The following is a 26,789-nucleotide window of genomic DNA, read 5'->3' as shown; positions in this document are numbered from 1 at the left end:
AAAAGATTTTTTTTATAATATATCATAAGTAAAAATACTTAAAATGAGCATAAACAAAATCTTACATGACCTTGATAAATCCTGGGAAAGGGATGCTATTCTTTTGAAAATCAAAAATGGATTAGATACGGACCAAATAGTTAATGAATTTTTTATTAATAACGACGAACAACTTAAAAAATTAGATACTTTAATAAAACCAGAACATTTGGATTTATTAAATCAAGTCGAAAAGCTGTCAACTTGCGAGAGCAAATTAATAAATAAGATTAAAAATTTAAATAACTTAAAAAAAAGTCAAAACCATAAAATAATAAATGAAAATAAATTCTCATTATCCAATAAAGTTCCAACTAACAAAATTGGATTATTAATGATTAATTGGAGCAATAAATTTATAGTTGTTGTTTTGCTTTTAATCTCAGCTATAGCTTTATCAAAACAAGCATTTGTCTAATTAGCTAGATTATCCTCACTATCAGAGATAAAGTTTTGAGAACTAGTGAAGAATTTTTAATTGATTATAAGGATGGAAATCTTTATTGTGAACTTGCTGATATTTGGATCGATCCAAGCAAGTCAGTAAAAAGGGCATTAATAACCCATGCTCATTTTGATCACTTTTCATTTGGCTGCGAAGAATATTTTTCTACTAAGGAAACCGCAATAATTCTCAAAGAAAGAGTTGGAGATAATATTAATATTAGGATGTTTGATTATGGAGACGAATTCAAAATAAATGGCATCAAAATTTCTTTTCATCCATCTGGGCATATACTTGGATCGAGTCAAATAAGATTTATATTTGCTGAAGAGAAATGGCTAATTTCAGGTGACTTTAAGCTTCAAAAAGATGCGACTTGTAAACAATACGAAATAGTAAAAAGTGATTATTTAATAAGCGAATGCACTTTTGGTTTACCAATATTCAAATGGGATGAAACAAAAAAAATAGCAAATAATATTTCAAAATGGATAACTAATTCTCCAGGAAAAACATCTTTACTTTTCTGCTACTCACTTGGAAAAGCTCAGAGATTATTAAACGAGATAAGTCAAACAAATTTCAAAGGCAAAATTTATACCCATGGCAGTATTTATAAAATAAACAATTGTTATAAAAAACTTGGGATGGATATTCAAGATACTATAAAAATCGAAAATAAAAAAAAGATTGATGAACTTCAAGGAAGTCTAATATTATTACCGCCATCTTTAAGTAAGGGCTCTTATCTAAAAAATTTCAAAAATATTCAAACAGCTTTTGCTAGTGGGTGGATGTCAATAAGAGCTCTAAGAAAAAGATCGGGGTATGATAAAGGATTCGCAATCTCTGATCATGCAGATTGGAATGGAATTCTGGAAGTAGTAAAAAAGTCTGAAGCAAAAAATGTATTTTTTCATCATGGAGATAGTGAAGCCCTAAGTAAATATTTAGTTGAAAAAGAATCAATTAATGTTCTTTTCTTAGGTAAATAAGTATGAGCTTAAAAAATTTTTCAGAATTATTTGTAGATTTAGATTCATGTAATAGTACAAATAATAAAATTGAAGTTTTAAAGAATTATTTTTTATCTAATGATCCAATAGATAATTCATGGGCAATATATTTACTAACTGGGAAAAGTAAAAAGAGATTTATTAGTGGAAGATATTTAAAAAATCTGTTTTCTCAAATATATGAATACCCACAATGGTTAATTGATATGTGTTATTTGAAAGTTGGTGATTCTGCTGAGGTAGTGACGTTATTAATTAAAAATAAAAGTGCCTCCAAAAATAAGAAATTATCAAATATAAGTCTCAATGAATTACTAAGTAAAATAATACCCGATTTATCTAAACTTAATGACAAGGACAAAATTTTTGAAATTAAAAATATTTGGGAATCATTACCTGAAGATAACCATCTAATTTTCAATAAGATTCTTACAGGAACTTTTAGAGTAGGTGTATCTATCGGATTAATCACAAAATCAATATCAAAACTAATTAATATTGATGAAGAAATTATTTCCCATAGGTTGATGGGTAATTTTGAGCCTTCAATTAATTCATATGAGTTTTTAATTAACAAAAATATTAATCTTGAAGAATTAAATTCCAAACCATTTCCATTCCTTTTAGCAAATACCTTTGAGGATAGAATATCCAAACATTCAATAAATGATTTTCAATTTGAATGGAAATACGACGGTATCAGGATTCAACTAATTAAAAGAGCAGGGAATGTTTCTTTATGGACAAGAGGGCAGGAATTAGTAAATGAATCTTTCCCAGAATTAGTTGAGAAAATGTCCTATATAAAAGATGATTTTGTTCTTGATGGGGAATTATTAGTTTGGGATTTTAAAGAGCAAATTGCCTTTGATTTTTCTTTACTTCAAAAAAGAATAAATAGAAAATCTCCTACTAGATCAATCCAAATAAAATATCCAATTATTTTTATTGCTTATGATCTTTTAGAGATTAATGGAAGAGATATAAGAGAAATTAAATTAGAAAATAGAAGAATTGAATTAGAAAAATATTTTTCAAAATGGAAAAATAAAACTGAGAATAATATCTCTGATATTTTTAAAATATGTGATTTAATCTATCCTAAAGATTGGTCTGATGCTTTAAATTATAAATTAAAATCTCGAGAAAATAATACTGAAGGATTAATAATTAAGAAAAAAAATTCCATATACGCATCTGGCAGAAAAAAAGGTATTTGGTGGAAATATAAAGTTGATCCTATGCAACTAGATGCTGTTCTAATTTATGCTAAGGGGGGTAGCGGCAGAAGAGCTGGTCTATATACAGACTACAGTTTTGCCTTATGGAAAGATCAAGTATTAATAAAATTTGCAAGTGCATATTCTGGTTTAACGAATATTGAGATTAAAGAGCTAGATAAATGGATAAGGAAAAATACAATAGAAAAGTTTGGTCCTGTTAGATCATTGAAACCAGAAATGGTGTTCGAAATATCTTTTGAAAAAATACAAATTTCAAAACGTCACAAGTCAGGAATAGCAGTTAGATTTCCAAGAATAACAAAATGGAGAAAAGATAAAAAAATTCATGATGCAGATAGCCTAGAAAATGCTTATGAACTGATGAAAAAAATATCATGAATAATATTACGCAAAATAGTAGTCAAAGTAATTTAATTTCTAAAATTAAACAGTTTTTTTTCATAAATGGATGGGAGCCATTGCCCTACCAGATTGAATCATGGGAAGCTTTTTTAAATGGGGAGAATGGAATAATACAAGTTCCAACTGGATGCGGCAAAACTTATGCTGCCTTAATGGGACCTCTATCAAAACTAGAAGATCCTAAAAATAATAAAAGTGTGAATATATTATTAATAACGCCTTTAAAAGCACTAAGTAGAGATTTACAAAATTCCATACAGCTAGGATCTTTGCATTTTGACAAAGAAATCACTGTTCAGATTAGAAATGGGGATACCAGTCCATATGAAAAGAAAAAACAATTATCTAAACCTCCAAATATTCTTATTACGACTCCAGAGTCACTCACTCTTTTACTCTCTAGTAAAGAATCTACAAAATTTTTTAAAGATCTGTCATCGATAATTATTGACGAATGGCATGAATTAATGGGTAGTAAAAGAGGTAACCAGTGTGAATTAGCCTTAAGTTGGTTAAGAGGAAATATAAAAAATTTACAAATTTGGGCAATGTCAGCCACCATAGGAAATATTGAAGAAGCGGCAAGAGCAATAGTTGGCATGAATGGGGGAATACCCAAAATAATTAGTACAAATATCCAAAAAGAAATTGAGATCTTAAGTGTATTGCCAGAGAAGAAAACAACCTTCCCATGGAGTGGGCATTTAGGCATTAGGAGTCATTCCTCACTTTTAAAAATCTTGGATAAAAATAAAAGCACCTTATTATTCACAAATACAAGAAATCAATCTGAAAGATGGTATCAATGTCTTAGATTTAACCTCCCAGATATGGAAGATAAAATAGCACTTCATCACGGCTCCCTTGATAAGGATGCTAGAAAAAAAGTTGAAGAAGGCGTAAAAGAGGGATTAATAAAATGGGTCGTATGTACAAGCTCATTAGATTTGGGTGTTGATTTTCAACCTGTAGATCAAATAGTTCAAATTGGCAGTGCCAAAAACCTAGCTAGACTTATTCAAAGAGCAGGAAGGAGTGCTCATAGACCCGGTGGGAAATCAAAAATAATTTTTATGCCCACTAATTCTTTAGAGTTATTAGAGATTAGTGCAATGAGAAGAATTATAAAAAGTGGTATATCTGAAAAAATTAGACTTCCTGAATTGTCTTATGATGTTTTGCTTCAACATCTGATAAGTCTTGCCTGTGGGAATGGCTTCGATCCAGAGATTGAAAAAGAGAGGATTAAAAACTGCTGGAGTTATAGAAACTTAAAAGATCATGACTGGAAATGGTGCATTGATTTTTTAGAGTATGGAGGAAAATGCCTTAAAGCATACCCAAAATATAAAAAGATTGAGAAAGAAAAATTACAAGAAGACGATAAGAATTTTAAGTATTTTGTTAAGGATAAATCTTTAATAAGAATGCACAAGTTCAATATTGGGACCATTACAAGTGACAAATTTGTGAATGTTAAATATATAAAAGGTAAATCTTTAGGGAATTTAGAAGAAAATTTTGCTTCAAAATTAAATCCAGGCGATACCTTTTACTTTGCTGGAAAAATACTTCAATTCGTAAGAATTAAAGATATGATTTTGTATGTTAAAAAATCATCAAAGAAAAGTTCACTTATTCCTGCATGGGTTGGAGGTCAAATGGCAATGTCTGATCTACTTAGTGAAAAGTTGAGGAAAGAAATAGATTTATGTAATAAATTTGAAAATTATGAATACTTAAATCCAGAAATAAATTCATTAGGCCCAATATTAAAGAAACAAAAGGTCCTGTCAAATATTCCTAAGAAAGATGAATTCCTTTTAGAAATATATAAAACAAAAGATTTTTCAAATCTTTTTGTATTTACTCTAGATGGCAAATTTGTAAATGAAGGGATTGCATTTCTATGGGCTTCAAGGTTAGCAAAATTAAGACAATCTACATTTAGTATTGCTACTAATGATTTTGGGTTCAGCCTAACTACATCAGACGACTATGATTTTTCAATAATAAAAAAAGAAACTAATTACTTTTTGGATTGCAAAAGATTGGAAGAGGATCTGGAAAATGCAATCAATTTTTCAGAATTAACAAAACGTAGATTTAAAAATATTGCCCAAATAAGTGGACTAGTAAATCAAAATAATCCTAGTAAGAAAAAAACATCATCTCAACTTCAAATAAGTTCAAGTCTTTTTTACGATGTTTTTACAAAATACGAAGAAGATCATCTTTTGATAAAACAATCACATCAAGAAGTAAAAGATTATCAATTAGAAAATAAAAGAATATCTAAATCATTAGAAAGATTAAAAAATTTAAAAATAATTATAAACGAAATAAAAAATCCAACTCCTTTTGCCTTCCCTTTATTAGTTGAGAGACTTAAAAATACTTTAAGTAATGAACCACTAGAAAAAAGAGTAGAAAAACTCATAAAAAATTTTAGTGATTAAATGGAAAAAAGTTCTATTAAATTTTACTGGGAAGATACATTATTAGAAATGCTTTCATCAAGATCATTATTTCTACCTGAAACAAAAGAATTGTTAATATGCGATATTCATCTTGGCAAAGCAGAATATTTCCAACAAAATGGAATTCCTTTGACAAATAATTCAGATGAAAATAATTTTGCAAGAATTAAAAGAATAGTAAAAAAATATAATCCTGAAAAGTTAATTATTTTAGGAGATTTATTCCACAGCAAATATTCAATAGATAAAAACCTGCAAAAAAAAGTTGAAGATCTTCCTGGACTTCTAAAAACTAACATTGAACTCGTTCTAGGAAACCATGATATGGGATGCAAAATAAAAAATTTAAAAGTATTTGATATTAGAAAAACTAAAAATATTACTCTAAGCCATGAGCCCATTAATTTAGTTAATAATAAAACTTTAAATATTTGTGGACATTATCATCCTAAAATTTATTTAAAAAACAATGGAGATAAGTTATCTTTTAGATGTTTTGCTATGGATACCAAAAAAAATACTTTATATATGCCTGCATTTGGAGATTTAACAGGTGGGTACCCTTGTAAAAAATCATTTAAGAAATGGGCAATCATATCTGAAAAAGAAATTCTTGAAATTTAGATTATTGAATATGATTAAAAAGTACATCAAATTTTTCAAATATATATGCCAATTTATACTTAAAACTCTCAATTAATAAACCTATCAATTAGTCTTTTAGGTATTGTTACTCACTCTAGAACGATTCTCTTGAAAGATATGTTTAGGACCCCCACTTCACAAACAAGAGATTTACGCTATAAAAAAAATAGACGCTTTTTTTGGAAATGAAAAAATTATTATCCACTATTTTATTTCCAATTCTTATCATTCCATTTGGAACAAATGCAAATGAGAATTTTTCTGTTGAGATAGAGGCACTTACCTTGGTAATGGAACAATATAAAGAAGATTCTGAATCGGATATAGAATTAGATTTAAACAATAAAAAACCAAGTTATCTAGCTCTTAAACAAGATGAATGCAATGCTACTGTTAAAGTAACAGAAAAAACAGGGATCGAGATTGTTAATACAGAATTATTTGATGTAAACGTTTGCAAGAAAGAAATCTATAAAATTGTTAACTAAAGAGTACCTTTTCTAACTAAATAAATAAATGTAAAAGATTAAAGAGGTCTTTTACTTTAAGAAGGTGAGACCTCGAGACCTAACAGAAAGCTTTGGAACGGGTTCTGTATAATTTATTGATAACTACAATAAAATCAAGTAGATGTGATTAAAAATACAAAAACAAAAAGAATTTTTTTAATTATTATTTCTTCTTTGATAACGTTTGTGATTCTTCCCTAGACATTAACGCTTCAATCTGAGCAAGAACTTTTTGAAGCTCATCTGTCTTTGTTAAAGATGCTTCAGCTACCTCTCTTAATTTTTCTAATTGTTCTTTAGTTTTATCCATAATAAATAAATTAGAAATGAAAAACCTTTAAAAAAGGTTTAAATACAGAATTTCACTCCCACACAAATTCATATTCTCTCTTTTTTTCATAAAGTCAAATAAATATTCTCTTATCATTTTTTTATATGCACTTCTATTTAAATCTTTTATTAATGAAATCATAAGGTCACCTAAACTAACTTTTTAAATTAAGAAGTAAAAACAGGTAACCCTATTGTCGCAGTAGTTAATAGAGCTCCTGCAAAAATTAAGAATGGTAGAAATGGATAGTTTTTCAACGACAAATTCATTTATTCAAAACAACTATATAGGTATTTATACCGTTTGTCTACCCCTAGTAAGTATTAAAGGTAAAATTTTTCTTTTGAAAGTAAAAATAAACATTAACCAAATTTCCCGGAGATGTATTCCTGAGTAGTTTTTTCCTTTGGAGAGTTAAAAATTTTCTTTGTCGAATTAAATTCGGCAAGATAACCAACCTTTCCTCCATCACCATCTTCATATTCAATAGCATTAAAAAATGCAGTCATATCACTAACTCTTAATGCCTGTTGCATATTATGGGTAACGATTATTATTGTGTAATTCTTCTTAAGTTCATGCATCGTCTCTTCTATTTTTAAAGTAGAGATTGGATCTAAAGCTGAGCATGGCTCATCCATCAGAATTATTTCGGGTTCAATTGCGATGGTTCTTGCTATACATAGTCTTTGTTGCTGTCCTCCAGATAAAGAGTAACCACTATCATTTAATTTATCCTTACATTCATCCCATAAAGCAGCTTTTCTTAGTGAACTTTCAACTAATTCATCCATATCTCCCGTAAAGCCATTAATTCTTGCTCCAAATGCGATATTTTCGTAGATAGATTTAGGAAAAGGATTAGGCTGTTGAAAAACCATTCCAATTCTTCTTCTTACTTCAACTGGATCTACTCTTTTGTCATAAATATTAGTTCCATCAAACAACACAGTTCCTTTCAGTGAACAATTAGGTATTAAATCGTTCATCCTATTTAATGATCTAAGAACAGTTGATTTACCACAACCGGAGGGGCCAATAAGGGAGGTTATATTTCCTTTTTTAAAGTTACAAAAAACATTTTTTACTGCTTCAAAAGTTCCATAGCTAATAGAAACATTCTCAAGAGATAAAATGATATTCTTTGGTGTTTTTTTATTAGTTTTAATCATTTATACTCTCTTAGTCTTCTCTGTAAAAGCGGCCAAAATCCTTGAAAATATATTTACTGATAGTATCGACAAAACAAGAATAAAGGAAGCTGCCCAGGCTAATTTATTCTGTGCATCATAAGGTTCAAGGGCAAAGTTATATATCAATACAGCTAAAGAACCCATCTCGTAAAATAAGTCTCCAAAGCCTGTTATGTAGTAGTAAGAGAATAAAGCAGTAAATATCAAAGGTGCTGTTTCACCTGCAGCCCTCGCGATTCCAAGTACAACGCCAGTTGCAATAGACCTAAAGGCAGAGGGCAAAGTAACTTTCAATATGGTTGTATACATACTTGCTCCAACACCAAGAGAAGCATATCTCAATTCATTTGGCACCAGCTTTAAACCTTCATCAGTCGTCTTAATAACAGTAGGCAACATTAATATTGAGAGCGCCATTCCTCCAGCCAAGCCACTGTACATACTCCCAAACAAGATCTTTGTAGAAACGATTAAGGCATAAATAAATACACCTGCAATTATTGAAGGGACTCCGGCCAGAACATTTACTCCAAATCTTATAAATCTTGAAAAAGCACCGCCCTTAGAATATTCCGCTAGATATATTCCACCACCAACACCTACTGGTATTGCAATAATTGAAGCAATGGTAGTTATTATTAATGTCCCTATTAATGCCGGATTAATACCTCCTGCATCAAAATCATCTCCGGGAGGATTTGGTTCCAAAGTAAATAATTCTGGTGTAATTTGAGATCCACCTTTAATAAGAATGTAAGTCACTAGAAAAATCAAAGGAAGTATTGCGATCAATGCACAAATTACTGATAAAGAAGTAAAGAATTTATCTCCTATATTTCTTGATAATCTTTTCTGGTAATAAAGTGAATTCATAATTATCTAATATTTGAGACTAAATTTCTTAACTAGCCATTGCGCAAAGATATTCACCACTAAAGATAGGATCATCAGTACAAAAGCCGCATAAAATAGTGACGAAACCTGACTTCCATCAGCTTCACCAAACTGGTTTGCGAGCATGGAGGAAATGGTATATCCAGGAGATAATAGAGACCAACTAAATGCATTGGAATTACCAATAATCATAGTTACAGCCATTGTTTCTCCCATTGCTCTACCTAAAGCAAGAAGAACACCTGCCATAATTCCTGATAACGCTGCCGGCAAAATCACTGAAAATATTGTTTTCCATCTACTTGCTCCAATTCCATAGGCTGCATTTCTAAGCTTTTTAGGAACCTGATTAAGTGAATCCCTTGCAATGGAGGTCACTATTGGCAAAAGCATTACTACTAAAATCAATATTGCTAACAAAGAATTCCTGCCTGTAGGTTCTGTACTAAATAAAGGTATCCAACCAAAGATATTGTGTAAAAAGACAAAAAAGGCTCTAAAAAAAGGTTCCATGACAAATATTGCCCAAAGTCCCAATACAACCGATGGAATAGCCGCTAATAATTCAACAAAGGAACCTATTATTTCTCTAAAAACTTTCGGTACAAAGTCTTCGGTAATAAATATTGCAGTTCCAACGCCCAAAGGGATAGTTATTAATAACGAAAGAAATGAGGTTACTAATGTGCCATATATTGCAGTAAAAGCTCCGTATTCATCTTTTACTGGATTCCATTCAGAGGTTACGAGAAACTTCAAACCATACCTTGAAAAGGATTCAAATGACTGAAAAAAGACTACTAAAATTATTCCTAAAAGTATTATTGCTACGAAACTAGACAAGACTAGAGCAGTATTCTTGAAGATAATATCAATATTTTTTTCGATACCGAATCTTTTACGATTCTTGAAAAGAGTTAATTTCTCTTCCATTAAAAAAAGAATATCTCTATAAATCTACTACTAAATGCTGTAAAAGACTTTAAGACGACTTAAAGGTATATGAAAGTCATGATAATTTGACATCTATTTAAAAATTTAACTACCTATTTTTTCAACGGCAGCTCTTGATTTCAAAAGGATGTTCCCTTTTAAGGGGATAAATCCAAGGGATGAAGCCTTATCTTGATACTCATCACTTAACAATGTATTAAAGGCTTGTTTGATTGCTTTAGTATTTCTACCATTACCTTTTTCGTAAGCAAGTATCCATGTCAATGAAGCAATAGGGTACGCTCCTTTCGCCGTTGGATTAGGATTTTTACCAGCAAGATTTTCATCTAAAGTAATACCATTAAGAGCCTTAGCTCCTGCTTCTGCAGATGGTTTTATAAACTCCCCTGAAAGATTTTGAAGTGCAGCAGCCTTAACATTACCTTTAATATATGACTGATTTACATAACCAATTGCGCCTGGAGTGTTTTGAATTACACCTGCAACACCAGAATTACCTTTTGCTCCAACGCCTGCTGGCCACTTAACTGATTTACCAGTTCCTAAATTCCATGTTGGAGAAAATGCTTCCATAGAGTTTGTGAAAGCCTTAGTAGTTCCTGAACCATCAGAACGATGTGTCCAAGTTAACTTTCCTGATTTACAGCCTAATTCTTTCCAGTTTTTAACCATACCCATTGCAACTCGTACTGCTTGCTCTTGAGTAAGTTTCAAATCGCAATCATAGTTATAACCAAAAGCAATAGTTCCTCCAACCATAGGAATCTGTACTAAACCTCTTGATACCTTTTCTATATCCTTAGCCTTCATAGGATCATCAGAAGCACCAAAGTTTACGGTTTGGTCTATAAAAGCTTTTCTTCCAGAGCCCGAACCAACTGCCTGGTAATTAACCCTTGGTCCACCGGATTTCGCCAAGTCAAAAAACCACCTAGTATAAATTTTCGAGGGAAATGTAGCACCTGCTCCGCTCAATCTTTTTGAAGCAATCGCATCTTGAGAGAGAACTAATGAGATAGCAGAAGAGAAAATAAGGATTTTTTTTAAAATACCCAATTTGTAATGAGAAATAAATCTGTTAAATATAAATTACAGCCAAGAGGTAATTTAAAAATTAAAAGATAAGTAAATCAAATTATTTTGATATATAAAATTATTATGGATATATCGGCATTAAGAGCTCAGCTAATAGAAGTAAAAACTTTGCAAGAAGTACGCTTTTCATTTATTCCCAACCCTTTTCTGCATTTTGAATAATCCACTGTGCAAGAACCTTATCCTCACCATCCTTCAATTTATTTTTATAACCTTTCATAAAACCAATCCCATCATTAGCGATTTTTGTTATTGAATTAACATCTGCTATTCCTCTTTTTTCAAGGTCGTAAAGTTTTAATGATTTAGATCCTTTAAGAACGACTGATCCACCTCTTACATGGCAGCCTGCACAAACATTTCTAAAAATTGTCTCTCCATCTCTAATATCAGAGGCCATTAAATATCTATTTTGCAAAGAGGTTTGAAAAATAATCATTAAAGTTATTACAGGAATTACAAGTAGATATTTAAATATTTTCATTTGATTTACTCCACCCACAGTCAATTTAGCAATTAATTCTGAATCTCGATCTATCTATTTTAATAACTCTACTGCTACAACAAGATTTCCTAATAATCCGTTCAAAATATTTAGTTGTTCTTTACTACCAAATGCTATTAATACTTGACCTGGCTGAAGTATGAAATTACCTCCAGGATTAGTAAACAACTTTTCATTTTCTTTAATAGCTAATATTTTAGCCCCACTCTTTTTACCAATTCCAAGTTCAGAAAGTGATCTTTTCTCTGCAGTTTCAAAAAGACTAATATCATTACTTAATTCAAATTCTTCAATTTCACATTCACTTCCTGCAAGCAGATCAAGAAAGTCAATAGCGATAGGTCTTAAAGCCATTGATGCCATTGCTCTTCCTGCAGCTATATAAGGGCTTACAACTATACTTGCCCCAGCTAATCTCAACTTACTTGCGGCCTCTTCAGTTCCAGCTCTTGCAATTACTCTTATAGAACCTCTTATACCTTTAGCACTTAAAACTACATATAAATTTGCAGCATCATTAGGTAAGGTAACAACCAAACTTTTGCATTTTTCTAATCCTGCCAGTTTTAAAGTCTCATCAAGAGTCGCATCAGCACAAAGCACTTCTAAACCATTTTCTTCAGCAATCTTTTTTCTATCTTCATCGCTCTCAACAACGATAATAGGAATGTTTTGAGTTTTTATTTGGTTAGAAATTTCCTGTCCTACCCTCCCATATCCGCACAAAATTACATGATTTTCCATTTTTCTAAGAATTCTTTTAAAACGTAATTCGTTTACTCTTTGAAAATAGCCAGATTCGAATAATCTAACAGCTTTTTGAAAAGTAAATTGAATAAAGATCAATCCGCCAACGATTACTAAAACAGTTACGATCCTGCCTTCAGGAGTTAAAGGTTGAACTTCTCCAAAACCAATAGTGGTTATTGTGATCAGAACCATCCATAAGCAATCACTCCATTCCCACCCCTCTGTTATTCGATAACCAATTGCACCTAAAAAAAACAGAAAGAATAAAGAATAAATAAGACCAAACCAAGGCCTTAAATAGTCTTTAATAAAATAGAACTCAAATAATCTAAGCTTCATATCCCTTATTATCGTTAACTATTCAAAAATTTCAAAAAAATTTTCTATTATGTTCCTAAAACTATTTATTTGTTTAAGTGAATTACATATTAAGCAGGATAATAATATTTATTTTCGTAGCTGTATGCATTAAACAAATGATTACTGTCTCAGGTCTTTTTTAATGCTTCATTAAAAATTAATTCAAGGTTTTACTTGTACTGATTCAATAAGAAAATCAGAGGCTGCTTTTAACCAATCAGCGACTGTAAGACGAAGGTCAGGTTGAGAATATACAAGCGCAACAATAATTCCAATTAAGATTATCTTTACCATGGCAATTCAAATATTCTTATGAATTAAAGCACAACTATTTAGTAAAAAGAACCTTAAATTTATAAAAAACAGATTAATTAAAGTTTTTCTAATTGATTAAATAAGTATTCCACTCTTCTTAAATTAACACCTAAATCTGATTGCCCTATTCTTGATGCAGATCTTATTTGGATTATTCCTTTTGATCTGTCTACATAACTTCTTACATCAAGCTTTAAAATTTCGAGGTCATCTGGAAATCTAAAAATCAAGCTTCTACAAACACCTCTCCAATAATTTCTACCACTTTCAATAACTTCTGTACGAGGTAAACCTTCAGCCAAAGAAACAAGTTGAATAAACTTTTGATCAACATTTATAAGTTTCTTTTCTACTAAGACGCTATTCAATGGATTAGTTATTGGAGCAAGACCTTGGATGGAAGAAACCATAATTTTTAATAATGATGTAGATGTTCTAACCTATTTCGCATACAAAGTGAGAGGAAAAAGTAAAGAATTATCCCCATAAATTTGATCTCTTTATAAAGATTCCTTATTTTGTGATCAAAATTCTAAAATTTAAGATTTTTTATTGTTTTTTTTGATAGAGATGGTTGCCTACTTTGTTTACTATTTAGTTTCCTAACCCATAAAAGAACTCCCACAACCAAAAAAATTTCAACAATAATTACAACCTTTATTAAACTCATTTTTTATCCTCTTTTTTCTTGTTGGTACCTTCAATGTATGGCACAAGAATATTTAATAACCACTTTTTAAATGCATTTAACGGTTTCATAATCTATTTACTTACCTTTTCTCCACAAACTCCTTCCTTTAATGAGATCCACTATATTTGGCCAAGCTGCTATTAATTCTTTAAGTGCTTTTCTATTAGGGGTATAGAAAACACAAGACAATGCACTTATTACATAAAGTATGAACCATAATTTACTTTCTGAATAAGCTAAAAACAAAGAGAAAAGAAAACTTCCGATAAAGAAAAAGAAAAATGACCTATTTAATATTTCTAATGGAGTTCTTTTAAGTCTGTAAAATTTAATCTTTTTTCTATCTTCTTCAGTATCTTTCTGAAATTTACTTTCGTACGAATTAATTATTTCTTCTTCTAGAACTTTTTCATACTCTAAATTATCAATCGGATCGCTTTTATCCTTTTTATTTATCATTGGTATCTATAAAGTACAAATATGGTAACTAATATAAGGTATTTACAAAAGTATCAAATTTTATCTGTTAACTGAAGCTATACGAAGAGATCATGGTTTTGAAAATACTTCAAGATTTTCTTATTTATAAAAGATAAATTAGTCCAAATATTATTTTTAATTTTCCCAAATCTTTCTGTCATTTAAAACAATCACTTCTATAAACTTCATAGCATTAATTAAAATGGGAGGCAATATCTAAATCTAGAGTTAAGATAGTTTAGAGATTTTTAAAATAATCTATATGCAAAGGTATTTGATTTCCTACGAATTTACAGATGGCGAGGATCAAGAAGAGGGGGCAGAAATGCTAATTAATTGGTACGAATCAGGTGGTCCCCAAAACAGACCTGAAAACTATGAGGTTCATTCTTGGATTTTTATGGTTCAAAATGGGATTGGACATTCTGTAGTGAGTGCAGATTCTCTTGAGACAATTTGGAAGCAATGGCATCCATGGAGAAGGTTAATGGATATAAGTATTCAGCCGTGTATGGATCTTGATGAGACAGTCGGATTATTCAAAAAACAAAAAATGAATACAAGGTTAGTTTAAATGTATTTCTAACTCCTAAATATAAATTTCTTTTTAGTAGCACCTAATACTACATAAATATTTCACTACGTTAAAAAGGGAAAGATTATTTTCCCATAATGAATGATTCTTATCACATTTACTTCAAAGGAGAAATTCTTTTCAAGAATTTAAGTAAAGACGAATTTGAATTTGTTTGGGGAAAGCTTTATACATCTTATATAAATGCCCTAAATAAAGAGCTAACTTACGAATTAATTAGCGAAAACAATTTTGTAGAGCCTGCCATTAACCTTGAGCCATCTTATTAAATCAAGAACTAAATCCTAGGTTATGAATAAAACAAGAACAGTTGTCTCTCTTTTATTTTGAAGTGTTCTTTCTCTTCTTTAGTTATATCCAAAGCAATTTTATTTGCCTCAATTTCGACATTCGAATTGTAAGTTTCAAAGTTCTCATCGTTTTTGAATAGAGCAACAATGCCAATATCTGTTATGAACCAAATAAAATGATTAGTCTCTCCAATTGGCTCCTCTTTCAAAGAGTCAAAAATCAAATCACTTGTCGAATCCATTTAATTGTTCTGTGTGAGACTTTTAATTGCCCCCATTACAGTACCTTACAGCCTCTGAATTAGTACCACCGTCTTCGATAATTTCGGCAACACATTTATTGAAAAGCTTAGACTCTTTTTTTACTGAACAGAATCCAAAAGCAATCGCAGCCAACGCTACAGCAGAGACAAAACTAGAGCCGAGTTGTATAAAACCATAAGCAAACATTATGTTTTTCTTTCCAGAACACTTTTTTGAATCCTTTTTTTCTTCTGACATTTTAAATTTTTAACTTAATAAAATTTATTAGATTAATTTTGGATTTGTGAAATATTTTCATAGAGAAAACCGAAATAAATATTTTTTGACCGACTAAGGCAAAAATTAAAAATTTCAAGTTTAGATTGATTTTTCTTCACTTTAATTTTCAAATTGATACATCATGAAAAGATTTTTTTAAAATTCTTTATCAACATGTCCTCTTGGAATGGATTTTCTATCTTTTTTAAAAAAGTAATGATCCCACAGTTATAAACTGAGATTTTGATACTTTTTAAACTACATTTAAAATTTTTTTGATGAAGTATTAATACTTAAAATTATTGCAGAAAAGCTTGTTTTGATAATGCTCCCGAAGAGTTATCCACTTTTTAAGCGTTTTTCAACAGGGTTTTCCACAATATGTTGATTAAATTTGAAGTTCTATGTGCAAAATAAAATATTATCTTCTTTTAAGAAAAAACTATCCACAATATTTGTTTGGGATCACTATGATTTTTACTGTCTTTTAAATAATTACTATGTGTAAATCCTATGTATCTTAATGAGACTAAAAAGGATTTAAAGCCAGAAATAAAAAAAGAGTTGGAGAAATCAAAGCTAAAAGTCCTTACTAATGAAAATGATTTTTTAGTTAAAAATCTCAAAAAGGCTGGATGATTTAATAGAGCTTAAAATGTTTTTTAAATAACAAATTTCGAAAATTCCCACCTGGGATTAAATAATAAATTCTTCTTGAATTATTACCCAAAATACTTTCAGATTGTCAAATATAAAATTTCTATTAAATATACAAAATATTAATGCAGATACTAAACATATAAAACAAATCCTAGTTATATTATTTAAATCTCAATAAGAGATCAGATAAGAAATATAAAAGGAAAATTCTTTTTTTTAAATCATATAAATAACTATTTTCCATGTATTCGAATAATTATTTCTATCAAATATGAATACCAAAGAACTAAAAGTCAATTACAAAAAGCTTTTAAATAAAGCTACTCAAGCAAACGGTCGTAAAGAAACTATTTCCTATTTAAACCGTGCTGCTAAAATTAAGTCAAAACTTTATTCAACTTCTAAAGTAAATTGCTTCAGATGTAATGGAGCAGGTTTCCTAAGAATTTCATTAGATGAGACTAAAACGTGTCTATCTTGCTATGGAAAGGGTTTTTTAGTTAAAGAAATTCAACAAGTTTAAAAAAATTTTGATTATTAATGATAGATCTCATCAAAGCCCACAAAAAATTAATTAAAACAGTCAAGGAACAAATGGGATTGTCTGATTATGGTATGTATTGGTTGGCTTTCCTAGAAGGGGGTTTAACTATATGGTTACTGGATAGAGTGTTTTTCCACTGGTTAAAGTTTTAATTTTGATTAATATCAAAAAGTTTCTTTTAATATTAAATAAATTAATTTATCGAAACCATTTAAAAAGTTGTAGCATAGTAAAAAACAAATATGCAATTACTAGGATTAATTCTTCTTCTAGCTAGTAGCTGGTATTTATGGAAATTAACATCAAACTTTCTTGATGAACCAACAAAAAAAGAGCTGACTAATAGTTTTAATAACCTCAAGAATAAATTCTCTGAGGGGAAACAAAATTTCTCTAAAGCAAAAATAAGCGAAGCTTGGGAAAAATATAAAGAAGAAGGTGGTGCCTTATCTAATAAAGAAAAAAGCTAGTGAATTTTTTTATTATTACAAACCTCACTAAAGATATTTCTAGAATTGATCTAATTGGTATTTTGATTGGTCATTTAATTTTTGGAGTTGCATTGACACAGCTTTTAGATTGGACGTGGTTAAAAAACCTTATGAATGAAGAAGATAAAAAAAGGATGCTTAAAAGTTATACATGGAAAGACCTATTAGTAGATGGAGCTATTGTTACGGTAGTTCTAGGAATAATCTTTTTGATAATTAGCATTTTTCTATAAATGAACGTAACTTACATTCTTTTAGTTTTTTTAATAATATCAATTTTGATTTTCACTCAAATAATCAATTCCTCCGACAAATCAAAATAAATGACAGAAGTAACAAGCAACTCCTCAGCTGGGTGGTACTTAATAGCTTTGGTAAGCACTTTATCTTTTTTAGCCTTAATTTACTTCGGCCAAAAAAAATAGAATAAATTTTAAATGACTATTTAAATTAATAAAAAAAGCTCTGCATTAACTTAAGATGCAGAGCTTTTGATTATTAAGTGATTGATTTATATAAATCTATTGATTATAAAACCTTTTTTCTTAATTAAAGAAAAAGAGACCGATGAATGTGATGAAGATACTGAATTCACGGTCTCTTTGATAACCGCATTTTTCGGTAGATACGACAATGAATCACCTCCTTTACTAATGTTTTTTTTAAGATAACCAAAAGAATTAAGCAAGGAAAGAAATTCGTTAAAAATTTAAAAGTTTTTTAACAAATTAACGATATAAATCTCTTAAAAAAAGAGTAAGAATTACCATGGCAAAACTTCTCCGTTGGCATGCCAAAACGTACCCGAGTTATTTTTATTTAAGGAATCAATACGTTTTATAAGGCCATTTGCTGATTCTTCAGGACTAATTCCATTTTTTGTAAAGCCAGTCATTCTTGTACTTACTAACCCAGGATGCAAAATAGCTACATAAATACCTTCTCTTGATAAATCTATGGAAAGTGATTTTGCAGCCATGGACAAGGCTACTTTAGACATCCTGTAACCATAAGAACTTCCAGATGTATTATCTTCAATAGAAGCCATTCTACTTGTGATAAAAGCAACTTTAGAAGATCTTTTTAAAAGATGTTTAAGTGATTGAGTCATACATATTGGGCTCAATGCATTGACTTCAAATTGTCGCAAAATACTTTTTTTATCTAAGTTTTCGAAAGAATTAAATTCATAAATTCCTGCATTATGAATGAAGCAATCTAAATTAACTCCAGATAGTTTTTTACACAAATTTGTTATCGACTCATCAGAAGATATTTCTATATTTTCTTCAATTCTCACTCCTAAATCTCTAAGTTCTTTTGAAGCTTTTCTACACGTTGCAATTACGTTATCTCCCCTCTTATGAATTTGCCTAGATAGTTCTAGTCCTATCCCCCTATTTGATCCTGTAATTAGATAAGTCGACATCTATAAACTAAAAAATTAAAAATTAATCTAAATCCAAATATAAAAAAACACAAACTAGAAAAAGAAAAAATTTATAAAATTCATTATAAGAATTTTTAAGGTTATAATAAATTTTATATTTAAAAGATTTTTACAAAGAAAGCAAAGATATTTTTATCATCAAAATTTAATGTATGGAAATTTTAAATCAAGAATTTATACAAGAGATCATTCGGTTGACGTGGAGAAATCCTGCTTTCATGGCTATAGCTATTGCATTAGTTTGGCTTGTCCCACAATTATTTATTAGAAATGTAATGGCAAAAAAATATGAACGAAGAAAAATAGAAATTCAGAAAAACAAAATTCAGAAGCTTTACCCAACTAATACTTCTAAATAAGATCTTTATTTATAAGATGATCGATGAATTTTAAAAAATACTTTTTGCATCTAAGTAAAATATGACCTACAAAATAATTAGAATTGATGGGAAAAATGACGAATTAACCGCTCAAAGTTTTGATAAGTATTCAGATGCATACGATTTGTTAGAGGAACTATATGGAGACTTATGTTGTTCAGATGCTGATTATGGAGACATAATCTATTACGATATTGTGGAAAATAATTTAAAGAATATTAATGGAGAATAATGAATGGGCTCCCTCCCAAGAAGAAAATTTAGGTGTAATAACGAGTGTTTATGAATTCATTAAAGCAGAACTTTCAGGACTTCAAAAAAAAACTGGATGTCCAGATTCATTTATTTATGATTTTATTGGCCAAATACAGAATGAGTGGCATCCTGAATCTTGCCACACCATAGTTAGAAATAAAAAAGGAAAGATCAGAAAATATTAAATCTTCAACGCAAATTTATAAAATTTCTCTAATATAATTTGAATTTAAAAATATTTAACCATGATTATTAGAATACTAGGAATCGTACTTATCCTTGGAACGATTGCATATTATGGTTTAGTGTTAACTGGGCAAAGCAACCTTTAATTTTTTTAATTTTTATAAATTTCCCATGAAATGGCCTCCTACCTTGTGTTGGACAGCACCAAAGACAATTAATGGTAATAGGCATTTTCAAGTTAAAGCTTATGGCGGGAAAAATGAAGATAGATGGGTTGATATTTTTCCTACCAAAAATAAAAAAGACATTAAAAGAATCTCATGGGCAAAACTAAAATCAGAATGGACTACTGGATGGTTAAGGCTCCCAAAAGATAAAGATTAATTTGTCTATGTAAACAAATATTATTAACCAGAAAACTGTAAAAAATAATACCTAACTCAAAAAAAATAACTTCTAAAATTTTTTAAATTGTTGTTTAATATGAATTCAGAACCGAAGAAAAAACTCCCTAATAAAAAAGTTATAAGTTCACCAAAATTTGAGGCTAAAGAACAATTCACAAAATCTGCATTAGAAAATTTAAAAACAGAAAATGAAAGACTTGTTAATTCACTAAAAAAATCTGGGGAGATTAAAGAATCAAAAAGAAAATAGACTTACAGTATTATAAATTTTTTATTATTATATAAATTTATAGTTTTAGAAATGATTGAAAAAATCTCTCTAGCTAATTCTCATTTACCTCAACTTATTGGTTTCGTTCTTATGTCAATTGGTTACACATTGGGCAATAAATTTTACCTTCCGGAAACCAAACAAAAATAATTATATCTAGTTATTAAAAATATTTTAAAAAAATAACGTTGAAAATATATTCCTTATAAAAATTTTCAATAATTTATCTGATTTAAAGTAAAAACTTTAAAGCTAATTCTGTAATTCAATTAAGACTAGTCTTAGGATATTGCTGACACATAAATGTAACATTAAAGTTCTTAAAAATGTGAAATCCAAAGAAAAAGTAAGGATTCATACTAATTTTTTTTTAAATATGTTACATTCTTTAATAATTCAAGTTAAGGTTTCCTCTGTCAAAAAAGCAGAAATGGGGAAATGTTTGATGTATACAAATGTCATTTACTATTTGGCTTACTAATTGATCACATATGAAATCTAAAAATGGATGCACTTACTAGTTTTATAGTTGTTATCATCGCAATTACAATTCAATTCTCTTTATACGCCATCAAAAGGTTGCAGGAACCTTTAGAACCAAATTATTTGGTAGATAAAAATTCGAAAAAAAATAAAAACTACATGGGTAGATTTTGGAAAAATGCCGAAATAACAAATGGGAGATTGGCTATGATTGGTTTTTTAGCTTTGATAATAAACTACGGTTTTTTTGGATGGATAATACCTGGTTTTATTTAAACTATCAATACATTAAGGTCATAAAGAAAAAAATAAATCTCTCGATCAAAACAAAATCTCCTTTTTAAAAAAAAACTTTTTATTATGAATCAAAAAAGCAAGTGAGTAATTCTGATTTTGATAAAAATGGATTGGACAGCTATGGAATACATTGGCTTCAATATGCTGCTTTTGCTGTCTCTGGTTTTGCTATCTTTACAACCTGGGCATTTTTTTCTGATGAAAGATTCCACAACTTTGTAATGAATATTTTCAGGGTTATTAACTGCAGTGGGTTCAACTGTAATGGAGCATTTTAAAATTCTATGGCTAATCCAGATCAAAAAACAATATTAATTGATAATGCTTTTGAGGAAATAAAAAACATTTGTATAAATCTTCAAAAAGATACTGATGCTTCGAATTCAGAACTTAAAAGTTTACTAAAACTAATTATTAATGAATGGGAAGAAAAAGAAGAACAAAAAACGGGTTTTGGATTCAGGTAAAGTTAGCAAGTATCTAAGAAGTGACCTAAGCTTCAAATCATTTTAATATGAACAAATTTTTTACTCTTAAAGTTAAATATTTATAATTTACATTTTTTAGAAAGAAATTAATAAGGAATGAATCTCAAATAGAAGATTCATTCCAGATTTAGCATTAGTTTTGTCTAGATTTAAATTTTATAATTTAACTCCTCTGGTGGACTGTCAATCATTAGATCCCTCCTATTCAACAAGTTAAACCTACGCCTTACTTATTAAGAAAGTAAATCAGTAAAAATGCTGATTTATTATTTTCTAAAATGTTTGAATTAAAGATGCCAACTCTGGTGCATCTAATAAAAGTGCAAAAAATGTAAGGACAACTAATAAAAATATAGAAAAGTAGAATTGAATCATGACTCAAAATTACCTAAAAAGAATTTTTTAAGTTGTATAAAATAATGCTTTGTTTACATAATTAAATATCTCTACAGAGAGAAGTTTAATTAGAGAATAATTAAGATGCTTCAGGGGAAAATATCGTCCTATTTTTTTGCCAATACTCACAGCCTTTAAGTAAATGATCACCCTGTGGTATGCGTTTTTCGTATTTTGGGCAGATCAAGATAGTAGCAAAAGTTTCTGTAGTGCTGTAGCGAAAGTGATTGCAAGTAATACAAATCTTTGTTCGTTTTCGTTTTAGGGTAGATTCTTTTAGATATTCCCATTTTGACGGATTTACCTTGATCATGATTACTGGAATTTATTAGTAACAATTTGCCAACCTCCTGAAATTAATTCATTCCATGTTTCACAAGCACACTCAATAGAATGAAGTCTTGAATTTTTAATTTGGGCTGGTTCACCTAATTCATTTGCATAGAAAAGATGAGTATATACTTTTAAGTTATTAGATACAGATTTCTTATAAGTCTCAAAAAAAATTAATAAACCACTTTTTTTGTTAAACAACCAGCCAGTTGGGGGGTCAATAAGGCTGCAACGATGAAAATAAGTCCGAACATTAGCAACTCCTGAAGTCATGTAGATAATACAGTTGTACTAATAATATAAATGTACTACTCCTTAACGTCAAGTATTCCTTTGATAATTATTTAAATACTAAAATTACTTTCCAGAAATAATCAGCCGTAAACTTCTTATTTGGTAATAGTGAATACAAGTAACTCCTTGAAAAGGAAAATATCATTTAAAGAGTATCTCCAAAAGAATACAATGTATCGAAATCCCTTCTATTTAGGATGGAACAAAGGTTGGTCTTTTTTATTTTTTTTAGAGGGTGGCATCGCAAAAATTGAAGCAAAAGGTTTTGGTATTTCTATGACAACAAAAATTGAGAAAGGAGAATCACCCCTAGAATCTGCGGATAGATTAGTCTTGAAAGAGCAAAGGATTAGAAAATCAAGATATTATTCTTGGGTTAAATCTATTAATGAAAAAACAATAAATTAACCAATCCTTAAATTTCTAAAGTAATTTGTTGACATTCAATTTAAAATAGAAAATAGTCATTTATTTTTCGTGTCCAATAAATTTTATGAATGGTGGAAAAACCTTATAAAAGTTGCAATCTATGGGGCTTTTATCGTCTTGTTTGGTTTTTATTTATATCCTGTAGTCAAAGAAGCAAAATACAAAAACCAATGTATTAAGTACTCTACTAAAGGAGCTTTAACTAAATTTAATAAGGACGATATAGGAGAAACTTTACTAGAAGAAACAGGTTTGAATATTGATGAACTAGCAAAGATTGAGGGTTATAAGAATTGCATTAATTAAAAAGTTCGCAAAAATTATGCTGAGTTTTTAAATGATTAAAGGCATGTTTAAACTTATTTTATTAATATTATTATTTGGATTTATATCAATAAGTCCAAAAACAAGATATTTGGTTGGCATTACTCTAAAAGAAATTTCTTCATTTCTTTTATGGACTGTTAAATATGAAGATAGAGAAAAATGGATTATAGATAAACCAAGTTGGATACCTGACCAAAAACTTAAGCCATCTTATTAAATGAAGACTTATTTAGAAGAACGAATTGAATGGTATGACGATAATTATAGAAATGGTAATGCTTTAATCTCTGATAAGCAGTTCGACCAACTTGAAAAAAATTTATTAAGAACAAACCCAAATTGTGATTACTTTAAAAAGAAAAATAAACTAGTTTTACCTTCATTAGAAAAGGATTCAATAGATGAATTTTTGAAAGGATTATTAGTAAATACCAGATTATTAATTGAACCAAAAATTGATGGTTGTGCTGTCGCTTTGCAATATAGGGATGGAACCTTGGAGAAAGCAATTTCAAGAAAAGGAGCAGACGTTACTAGTAAACTTATTAAAGTCCAAGACATTCCCAATAATCTCCCTTTACGAGGAGTTCTTCAAGTTAGAGGTGAATTATATGCACCCAACCAAAGTCCAAATATCTCCCAGAGAATCGCTTCTGGATTTCTAAGAGCTAAAGAAGGATTTTCTGCAAATCTTATCTTCTGCGCATTTCAAATACTTAATTCAACACTTAACCAATATGAGTCCAAAAAAAGTCTTTCAAAGCTTGGCTTCACGATCCCTCAGGATATTTCATGCAACTTTACTAGCCAAGTTGAAGTATTTAGAAAACAATGGCTAGAAGGGAAGCTTTTTAGTAACTATCCAACAGATGGGATAGTAGTAAAAATAAATTCTAGAAAATTACAATTGATTAGAGAAAAATCAAATTTAGATTATCCTTATTGGCAAGTGGCAATAAAACGTTAATGGAATTAATACATCAGATTTTTCCTACTTGGCATATTTACTTGGATATGTTTTTGGTTGGCTTTGCAACTTACGGTTTTCTGAGAATTAAGAAAAAAATAAAAACTAAATAAAGTTTTGAATCATCAGTGGTCCTTAAGCATGGATTTAAGTTGTTCGGTATCTAATTGTTCAAGATAATTTCTCATTGCCAACCATGATCTTCTACTTTCAAACTTTCCACTTTGTTTGAATAAATTTTCGGAAACTTGATCTATCAATTCTTTATGAGTCATATTTATATTCTTCATCAAGTTCAATCACAACACCATTAAAAAATTCTGCTAATAATTTTGATGGGTCTTGCATAGATATCTTTCTATCTAATTGTGATAATTTCTTTTTTATTGGATTTAAGTTAGTCATACAGATTCAGGTAATTCAAGTTCTTCAAAAGTCCAACCTTCTAATTGAAGGTCATGCCATTTATCCCAAGCATTATCCAAAAACATTTGAGTTGATGATTTAATTGCCATTGGCTCACCAAGATCATTTGCATAATATGTATGAGCAAAAATTCTCATACTATTTCTTGGAGATTTTTTATTCCTTGTAAATAAAATTAGTCTGTTACGCTCTGGGCTAAGCAACCAACCACTTGGGGACTCATTACGATAACCGTAAGAAAAATTAGTCCAAACATTAGCTCCTCCTAAAGTCATTAATTAGTAATACATGTGTACTACAAATATAAATACATCAGAAAAGGTCGTCAAGTATTTTGGGAAATAAATTATTTACACTGATAGAGAATAAAAACAGCTCAGTTATTCAAAAAAATAAAATACCCACCAAAAGCCTGTTTTAGCAAGCATTTTGATAGGTAACACCGGATCCCCGTCAGTTCTCTGCTGCATCGACCTGGAAATGCCAGAAGAGGATTCAAAGTGGGCTTTCGTTTCCGATTACAAGATCGGTTTACTACCGCATCACGACAGTCTCCTCATGTCGAAAGAGAGTCAGATCAGAGCACATAAAGAAGAACTTAACCAAAGATCCAGTAATCTAACTCTAACTTATTTTTTTATGCATTTGGAGATGGCCAAATGTCTCTTACCATAGTTAATAAAATTTGAGCTTCATCATATCTTTCTGAATGTGTTTTACCATTTAATAAAAATGTGATGTGAGCCATTTTTCTTCCCAGAATTTCGCGAGATTTGCCATAAAAATGAATATTAGAACCCTCAATTTCAGATAACATTTTAATTCTGGTTTCCATTGAGATTGGGAAATTCTTTTTTAACCCCAGTAGATTTATCATAATTGCACCTTCACAGTTCATTTTAATTTCAGGTGGCATTATCCCAGAAGAAATGCAAACATATTGATCAAACTGACTTGAAGTGCAAGCTTCAATAGAGAAATGAGCTGAATTATGTGTTCTTGGAGCTATTTCATTAATTAAAAGACCATTATCTCCATAGAAGAATTCAATAGCTAAAACTCCAACGTAATTCAGTTCATTGACTATTGAAGAGAAAATATTTATTGCAAATAAGTTCAAATCATATGCATTTGTTCCAGGTGCAAGAACCCAATCACAAACATGGTTTGATTGGAATGTCTCAACTATTGGAAAGAATCTTATCTTACCGGTCCTATCTCTCGAACCAACGAGAGCCAGTTCTTTTTCATACTCTATCCATTCTTCTATTAACCATTCATCGGAATTGTTCTCTGTAAAAAAAGAATCTAAATCTTCTTTTGTCTTTATTTTTCTGTTGCCTTTACCGTCATATCCACCTTTATTTGATTTTGCCATTAAAGGAAAATTCCAATTATTGATTTCCTCATCCGAGAGATTTTTAAAATCTTCAATGCTTATCCATTTTGGACAGGGAATATTCATTCTTTCTATTAATTTTTTTTGAGAAAACCTATCTACTAATGGCTTAATTGCATTAAGGCTTGGGACAAAAATATCTTTATTGTCAATTAAATTTAATTTATCAATTTTTATCCATTCATTTTCAAAAATTATTTTTTCACACTCATTAATTAATGATTTATTACCTCTTATCTTTAAAGGATCAGCTTCTATAACATGATCTGCTTTTGAACCAGCAGGATCATCACAAGATTTTGTTTGCACACATACTTCTAAATTTCTTTTTTTTGCTGCCTCGGTTAACATTAAAGCCAGTTGACCACCTCCAATTATTCCCAGGGAATAATTTTTCTTAATATCTTTTATATTTTTTTTTAAACTCATAGCATGATTTTATTACCATTTCTAATTCTTAACAACTGAATTTTTAAGTATCTAGAGCTTAGATTTTGCTAATATATAAAGTATTTAATACTAAATATTTATAAATTTTAACTAGGTAATCA

43 protein-coding genes and 1 other RNA gene are annotated in these 26,789 nt (G+C 29.6%); 24 read left to right on the top strand and 20 right to left on the bottom strand.

Features of this window, described 5'->3' with window-relative positions; translation table 11 throughout:
• Positions 1-43: 43 nt before the first annotated feature.
• The 6 genes from JJ847_06175 to JJ847_06150 all read left to right on the top strand — a co-directional run bounded on the left by JJ847_06175 (position 44) and on the right by JJ847_06150 (position 6,759).
• Complete coding sequence (locus JJ847_06175; protein ID MBO6960468.1) at positions 44-457, top strand: competence protein ComC; 414 nt, start codon at positions 44-46, stop codon at positions 455-457.
• A 35-nt stretch (positions 458-492) separates the two neighbouring features.
• Entirely contained in the window at positions 493-1,479 is a 987-nt protein-coding gene (locus JJ847_06170) for a ligase-associated DNA damage response exonuclease (protein ID MBO6960467.1), read from the top strand.
• Between the two features lie 2 nt (positions 1,480-1,481).
• Positions 1,482-3,122 carry an ATP-dependent DNA ligase gene (locus JJ847_06165; GenBank protein MBO6960466.1) on the top strand — a complete coding sequence of 547 codons (1,641 nt, stop codon included), beginning with the start codon at positions 1,482-1,484 and terminating at the stop codon, positions 3,120-3,122.
• Positions 3,119-5,605 (top strand): ligase-associated DNA damage response DEXH box helicase, encoded by a 2,487-nt coding sequence (locus JJ847_06160; GenBank protein ID MBO6960465.1) that lies wholly within the window; start codon positions 3,119-3,121, stop codon positions 5,603-5,605. The genes JJ847_06165 and JJ847_06160 overlap by 4 nt, the downstream gene beginning before the upstream one ends.
• Positions 5,606-6,250, top strand: coding sequence for a ligase-associated DNA damage response endonuclease PdeM (gene pdeM, locus JJ847_06155; protein MBO6960464.1), 645 nt, complete (start codon positions 5,606-5,608; stop codon positions 6,248-6,250).
• 206 nt (positions 6,251-6,456) lie between these two features.
• Positions 6,457-6,759 carry a hypothetical protein gene (locus tag JJ847_06150; protein ID MBO6960463.1) on the top strand — a complete coding sequence of 101 codons (303 nt, stop codon included), beginning with the start codon at positions 6,457-6,459 and terminating at the stop codon, positions 6,757-6,759.
• 184 nt (positions 6,760-6,943) lie between these two features.
• Here JJ847_06150 and JJ847_06145 read toward each other — a convergent pair whose 3' ends face one another.
• The 10 genes from JJ847_06145 to JJ847_06100 all read right to left on the bottom strand — a co-directional run bounded on the left by JJ847_06145 (position 6,944) and on the right by JJ847_06100 (position 14,327).
• Positions 6,944-7,090: a hypothetical protein gene (locus tag JJ847_06145; GenBank protein ID MBO6960462.1), complete on the bottom strand. Its 147-nt coding sequence runs from the start codon at positions 7,088-7,090 to the stop codon at positions 6,944-6,946.
• Between the two features lie 383 nt (positions 7,091-7,473).
• Positions 7,474-8,283, bottom strand: a complete 810-nt coding sequence (locus JJ847_06140) for a phosphate ABC transporter ATP-binding protein (GenBank protein MBO6960461.1) — start codon at positions 8,281-8,283, stop codon at positions 7,474-7,476.
• Positions 8,284-9,177, bottom strand: a complete 894-nt coding sequence (gene pstA, locus JJ847_06135; GenBank protein MBO6960460.1) for a phosphate ABC transporter permease PstA — start codon at positions 9,175-9,177, stop codon at positions 8,284-8,286.
• A gap of 6 nt (positions 9,178-9,183) precedes the next feature.
• A complete protein-coding gene (gene pstC, locus JJ847_06130) occupies positions 9,184-10,131 on the bottom strand; it encodes a phosphate ABC transporter permease subunit PstC (GenBank protein MBO6960459.1) in 948 nt (315 codons plus the stop codon).
• Positions 10,132-10,236: 105 nt separating this feature from the next.
• Positions 10,237-11,208: a phosphate ABC transporter substrate-binding protein PstS gene (gene pstS / locus JJ847_06125; GenBank protein MBO6960458.1), complete on the bottom strand. Its 972-nt coding sequence runs from the start codon at positions 11,206-11,208 to the stop codon at positions 10,237-10,239.
• 169 nt (positions 11,209-11,377) lie between these two features.
• Positions 11,378-11,731: a c-type cytochrome gene (locus JJ847_06120; protein MBO6960457.1), complete on the bottom strand. Its 354-nt coding sequence runs from the start codon at positions 11,729-11,731 to the stop codon at positions 11,378-11,380.
• A gap of 54 nt (positions 11,732-11,785) precedes the next feature.
• Positions 11,786-12,841 (bottom strand): potassium channel protein, encoded by a 1,056-nt coding sequence (locus JJ847_06115; protein MBO6960456.1) that lies wholly within the window; start codon positions 12,839-12,841, stop codon positions 11,786-11,788.
• Between the two features lie 392 nt (positions 12,842-13,233).
• Positions 13,234-13,587, bottom strand: coding sequence for a DUF1499 domain-containing protein (locus JJ847_06110; GenBank protein MBO6960455.1), 354 nt, complete (start codon positions 13,585-13,587; stop codon positions 13,234-13,236).
• Between the two features lie 122 nt (positions 13,588-13,709).
• Positions 13,710-13,847, bottom strand: coding sequence for a hypothetical protein (locus tag JJ847_06105; GenBank protein MBO6960454.1), 138 nt, complete (start codon positions 13,845-13,847; stop codon positions 13,710-13,712).
• A gap of 96 nt (positions 13,848-13,943) precedes the next feature.
• A complete protein-coding gene (locus JJ847_06100) occupies positions 13,944-14,327 on the bottom strand; it encodes a DUP family protein (protein MBO6960453.1) in 384 nt (127 codons plus the stop codon).
• Positions 14,328-14,610: 283 nt separating this feature from the next.
• Here JJ847_06100 and JJ847_06095 point away from each other — a divergent pair, with 283 nt between their 5' ends.
• Positions 14,611-14,922, top strand: a complete 312-nt coding sequence (locus JJ847_06095; GenBank protein MBO6960452.1) for a DUF3303 domain-containing protein — start codon at positions 14,611-14,613, stop codon at positions 14,920-14,922.
• Positions 14,923-15,020: 98 nt separating this feature from the next.
• Positions 15,021-15,212 (top strand): hypothetical protein, encoded by a 192-nt coding sequence (locus tag JJ847_06090; GenBank protein MBO6960451.1) that lies wholly within the window; start codon positions 15,021-15,023, stop codon positions 15,210-15,212.
• Positions 15,213-15,232: 20 nt separating this feature from the next.
• Here JJ847_06090 and JJ847_06085 read toward each other — a convergent pair whose 3' ends face one another.
• Together JJ847_06085 and JJ847_06080 are read right to left on the bottom strand one after the other, a co-directional pair.
• Positions 15,233-15,475, bottom strand: a complete 243-nt coding sequence (locus tag JJ847_06085; GenBank protein MBO6960450.1) for a hypothetical protein — start codon at positions 15,473-15,475, stop codon at positions 15,233-15,235.
• 22 nt (positions 15,476-15,497) lie between these two features.
• Positions 15,498-15,734 carry a hypothetical protein gene (locus JJ847_06080; GenBank protein ID MBO6960449.1) on the bottom strand — a complete coding sequence of 79 codons (237 nt, stop codon included), beginning with the start codon at positions 15,732-15,734 and terminating at the stop codon, positions 15,498-15,500.
• A 952-nt stretch (positions 15,735-16,686) separates the two neighbouring features.
• Between JJ847_06080 and JJ847_06075 the strand changes: the two genes are divergently transcribed.
• The 4 genes from JJ847_06075 to JJ847_06060 all read left to right on the top strand — a co-directional run bounded on the left by JJ847_06075 (position 16,687) and on the right by JJ847_06060 (position 17,683).
• Entirely contained in the window at positions 16,687-16,938 is a 252-nt protein-coding gene (locus tag JJ847_06075) for a molecular chaperone DnaJ (protein MBO6960448.1), read from the top strand.
• Between the two features lie 17 nt (positions 16,939-16,955).
• A complete protein-coding gene (locus JJ847_06070; protein ID MBO6960447.1) occupies positions 16,956-17,111 on the top strand; it encodes a hypothetical protein in 156 nt (51 codons plus the stop codon).
• A 90-nt stretch (positions 17,112-17,201) separates the two neighbouring features.
• Entirely contained in the window at positions 17,202-17,429 is a 228-nt protein-coding gene (locus JJ847_06065) for a hypothetical protein (GenBank protein MBO6960446.1), read from the top strand.
• Positions 17,429-17,683 (top strand): hypothetical protein, encoded by a 255-nt coding sequence (locus JJ847_06060; protein MBO6960445.1) that lies wholly within the window; start codon positions 17,429-17,431, stop codon positions 17,681-17,683. The genes JJ847_06065 and JJ847_06060 overlap by 1 nt, the downstream gene beginning before the upstream one ends.
• Before the next feature lie 530 nt (positions 17,684-18,213).
• Here JJ847_06060 and JJ847_06055 read toward each other — a convergent pair.
• Entirely contained in the window at positions 18,214-18,879 is a 666-nt protein-coding gene (locus tag JJ847_06055; protein ID MBO6960444.1) for an SDR family oxidoreductase, read from the bottom strand.
• Between the two features lie 173 nt (positions 18,880-19,052).
• On the opposite strand from JJ847_06055, the gene JJ847_06050 reads away from it, so the two are divergent.
• The 8 genes from JJ847_06050 (at position 19,053) to JJ847_06015 (ending at position 21,646) form a co-directional block, all read left to right on the top strand.
• Positions 19,053-19,259: a hypothetical protein gene (locus JJ847_06050; protein MBO6960443.1), complete on the top strand. Its 207-nt coding sequence runs from the start codon at positions 19,053-19,055 to the stop codon at positions 19,257-19,259.
• Positions 19,260-19,320: 61 nt separating this feature from the next.
• Complete coding sequence (locus JJ847_06045) at positions 19,321-19,512, top strand: hypothetical protein (protein MBO6960442.1); 192 nt, start codon at positions 19,321-19,323, stop codon at positions 19,510-19,512.
• Positions 19,502-19,720 (top strand): hypothetical protein, encoded by a 219-nt coding sequence (locus tag JJ847_06040; GenBank protein ID MBO6960441.1) that lies wholly within the window; start codon positions 19,502-19,504, stop codon positions 19,718-19,720. The genes JJ847_06045 and JJ847_06040 overlap by 11 nt, the downstream gene beginning before the upstream one ends.
• Before the next feature lie 172 nt (positions 19,721-19,892).
• Positions 19,893-20,105 (top strand): TIGR02450 family Trp-rich protein, encoded by a 213-nt coding sequence (locus tag JJ847_06035; protein ID MBO6960440.1) that lies wholly within the window; start codon positions 19,893-19,895, stop codon positions 20,103-20,105.
• 99 nt (positions 20,106-20,204) lie between these two features.
• Entirely contained in the window at positions 20,205-20,378 is a 174-nt protein-coding gene (locus JJ847_06030; GenBank protein ID MBO6960439.1) for a hypothetical protein, read from the top strand.
• Between the two features lie 525 nt (positions 20,379-20,903).
• The gene (locus JJ847_06025) at positions 20,904-21,158 is read left to right on the top strand and encodes a high light inducible protein (GenBank protein MBO6960438.1); all 255 of its coding nucleotides are present in this window, start codon (positions 20,904-20,906) and stop codon (positions 21,156-21,158) included.
• A gap of 101 nt (positions 21,159-21,259) precedes the next feature.
• Entirely contained in the window at positions 21,260-21,457 is a 198-nt protein-coding gene (locus tag JJ847_06020) for a hypothetical protein (protein ID MBO6960437.1), read from the top strand.
• A gap of 6 nt (positions 21,458-21,463) precedes the next feature.
• Positions 21,464-21,646: a hypothetical protein gene (locus tag JJ847_06015; protein MBO6960436.1), complete on the top strand. Its 183-nt coding sequence runs from the start codon at positions 21,464-21,466 to the stop codon at positions 21,644-21,646.
• 496 nt (positions 21,647-22,142) lie between these two features.
• Here the strand turns inward: JJ847_06015 and JJ847_06010 are convergent, their stop codons facing one another.
• Entirely contained in the window at positions 22,143-22,376 is a 234-nt protein-coding gene (locus JJ847_06010) for a hypothetical protein (GenBank protein ID MBO6960435.1), read from the bottom strand.
• A gap of 2 nt (positions 22,377-22,378) precedes the next feature.
• Complete coding sequence (locus JJ847_06005) at positions 22,379-22,669, bottom strand: DUF1651 domain-containing protein (GenBank protein MBO6960434.1); 291 nt, start codon at positions 22,667-22,669, stop codon at positions 22,379-22,381.
• 192 nt (positions 22,670-22,861) lie between these two features.
• Between JJ847_06005 and JJ847_06000 the strand changes: the two genes are divergently transcribed.
• The 4 genes from JJ847_06000 to JJ847_05985 all read left to right on the top strand — a co-directional run bounded on the left by JJ847_06000 (position 22,862) and on the right by JJ847_05985 (position 24,413).
• Entirely contained in the window at positions 22,862-23,098 is a 237-nt protein-coding gene (locus JJ847_06000) for a hypothetical protein (GenBank protein ID MBO6960433.1), read from the top strand.
• Positions 23,099-23,167: 69 nt separating this feature from the next.
• Positions 23,168-23,425: a Notch domain-containing protein gene (locus JJ847_05995; GenBank protein ID MBO6960432.1), complete on the top strand. Its 258-nt coding sequence runs from the start codon at positions 23,168-23,170 to the stop codon at positions 23,423-23,425.
• 31 nt (positions 23,426-23,456) lie between these two features.
• Entirely contained in the window at positions 23,457-23,663 is a 207-nt protein-coding gene (locus tag JJ847_05990; protein ID MBO6960431.1) for a hypothetical protein, read from the top strand.
• Positions 23,664-24,413 (top strand): NAD-dependent DNA ligase, encoded by a 750-nt coding sequence (locus JJ847_05985; protein MBO6960430.1) that lies wholly within the window; start codon positions 23,664-23,666, stop codon positions 24,411-24,413.
• A gap of 125 nt (positions 24,414-24,538) precedes the next feature.
• Here JJ847_05985 and JJ847_05980 read toward each other — a convergent pair whose 3' ends face one another.
• From JJ847_05980 to JJ847_05960, 5 genes are all read right to left on the bottom strand, one after another.
• Positions 24,539-24,688, bottom strand: coding sequence for a hypothetical protein (locus tag JJ847_05980; GenBank protein MBO6960429.1), 150 nt, complete (start codon positions 24,686-24,688; stop codon positions 24,539-24,541).
• Positions 24,678-24,818, bottom strand: coding sequence for a hypothetical protein (locus JJ847_05975; protein MBO6960428.1), 141 nt, complete (start codon positions 24,816-24,818; stop codon positions 24,678-24,680). The genes JJ847_05980 and JJ847_05975 overlap by 11 nt, the downstream gene beginning before the upstream one ends.
• A complete protein-coding gene (locus JJ847_05970) occupies positions 24,815-25,114 on the bottom strand; it encodes a DUF1651 domain-containing protein (GenBank protein ID MBO6960427.1) in 300 nt (99 codons plus the stop codon). Before JJ847_05970 ends, JJ847_05975 begins: the two co-directional genes overlap by 4 nt.
• A gap of 160 nt (positions 25,115-25,274) precedes the next feature.
• Positions 25,275-25,459, bottom strand: a non-coding RNA gene (gene ssrS, locus JJ847_05965) — 6S RNA.
• A 17-nt stretch (positions 25,460-25,476) separates the two neighbouring features.
• Complete coding sequence (locus tag JJ847_05960) at positions 25,477-26,667, bottom strand: 5-(carboxyamino)imidazole ribonucleotide synthase (protein ID MBO6960426.1); 1,191 nt, start codon at positions 26,665-26,667, stop codon at positions 25,477-25,479.
• Between the last annotated feature and the right edge of the window lie 122 nt (positions 26,668-26,789).

This window comes from Prochlorococcus marinus CUG1438, assembly GCA_017644325.1.
GTDB classification, from domain to species: domain Bacteria; phylum Cyanobacteriota; class Cyanobacteriia; order PCC-6307; family Cyanobiaceae; genus Prochlorococcus_A; species Prochlorococcus_A marinus_AA.
Note: the sequence above shows the minus strand (reverse complement) of the source record. Positions and strands in the feature narration are given on the sequence as shown.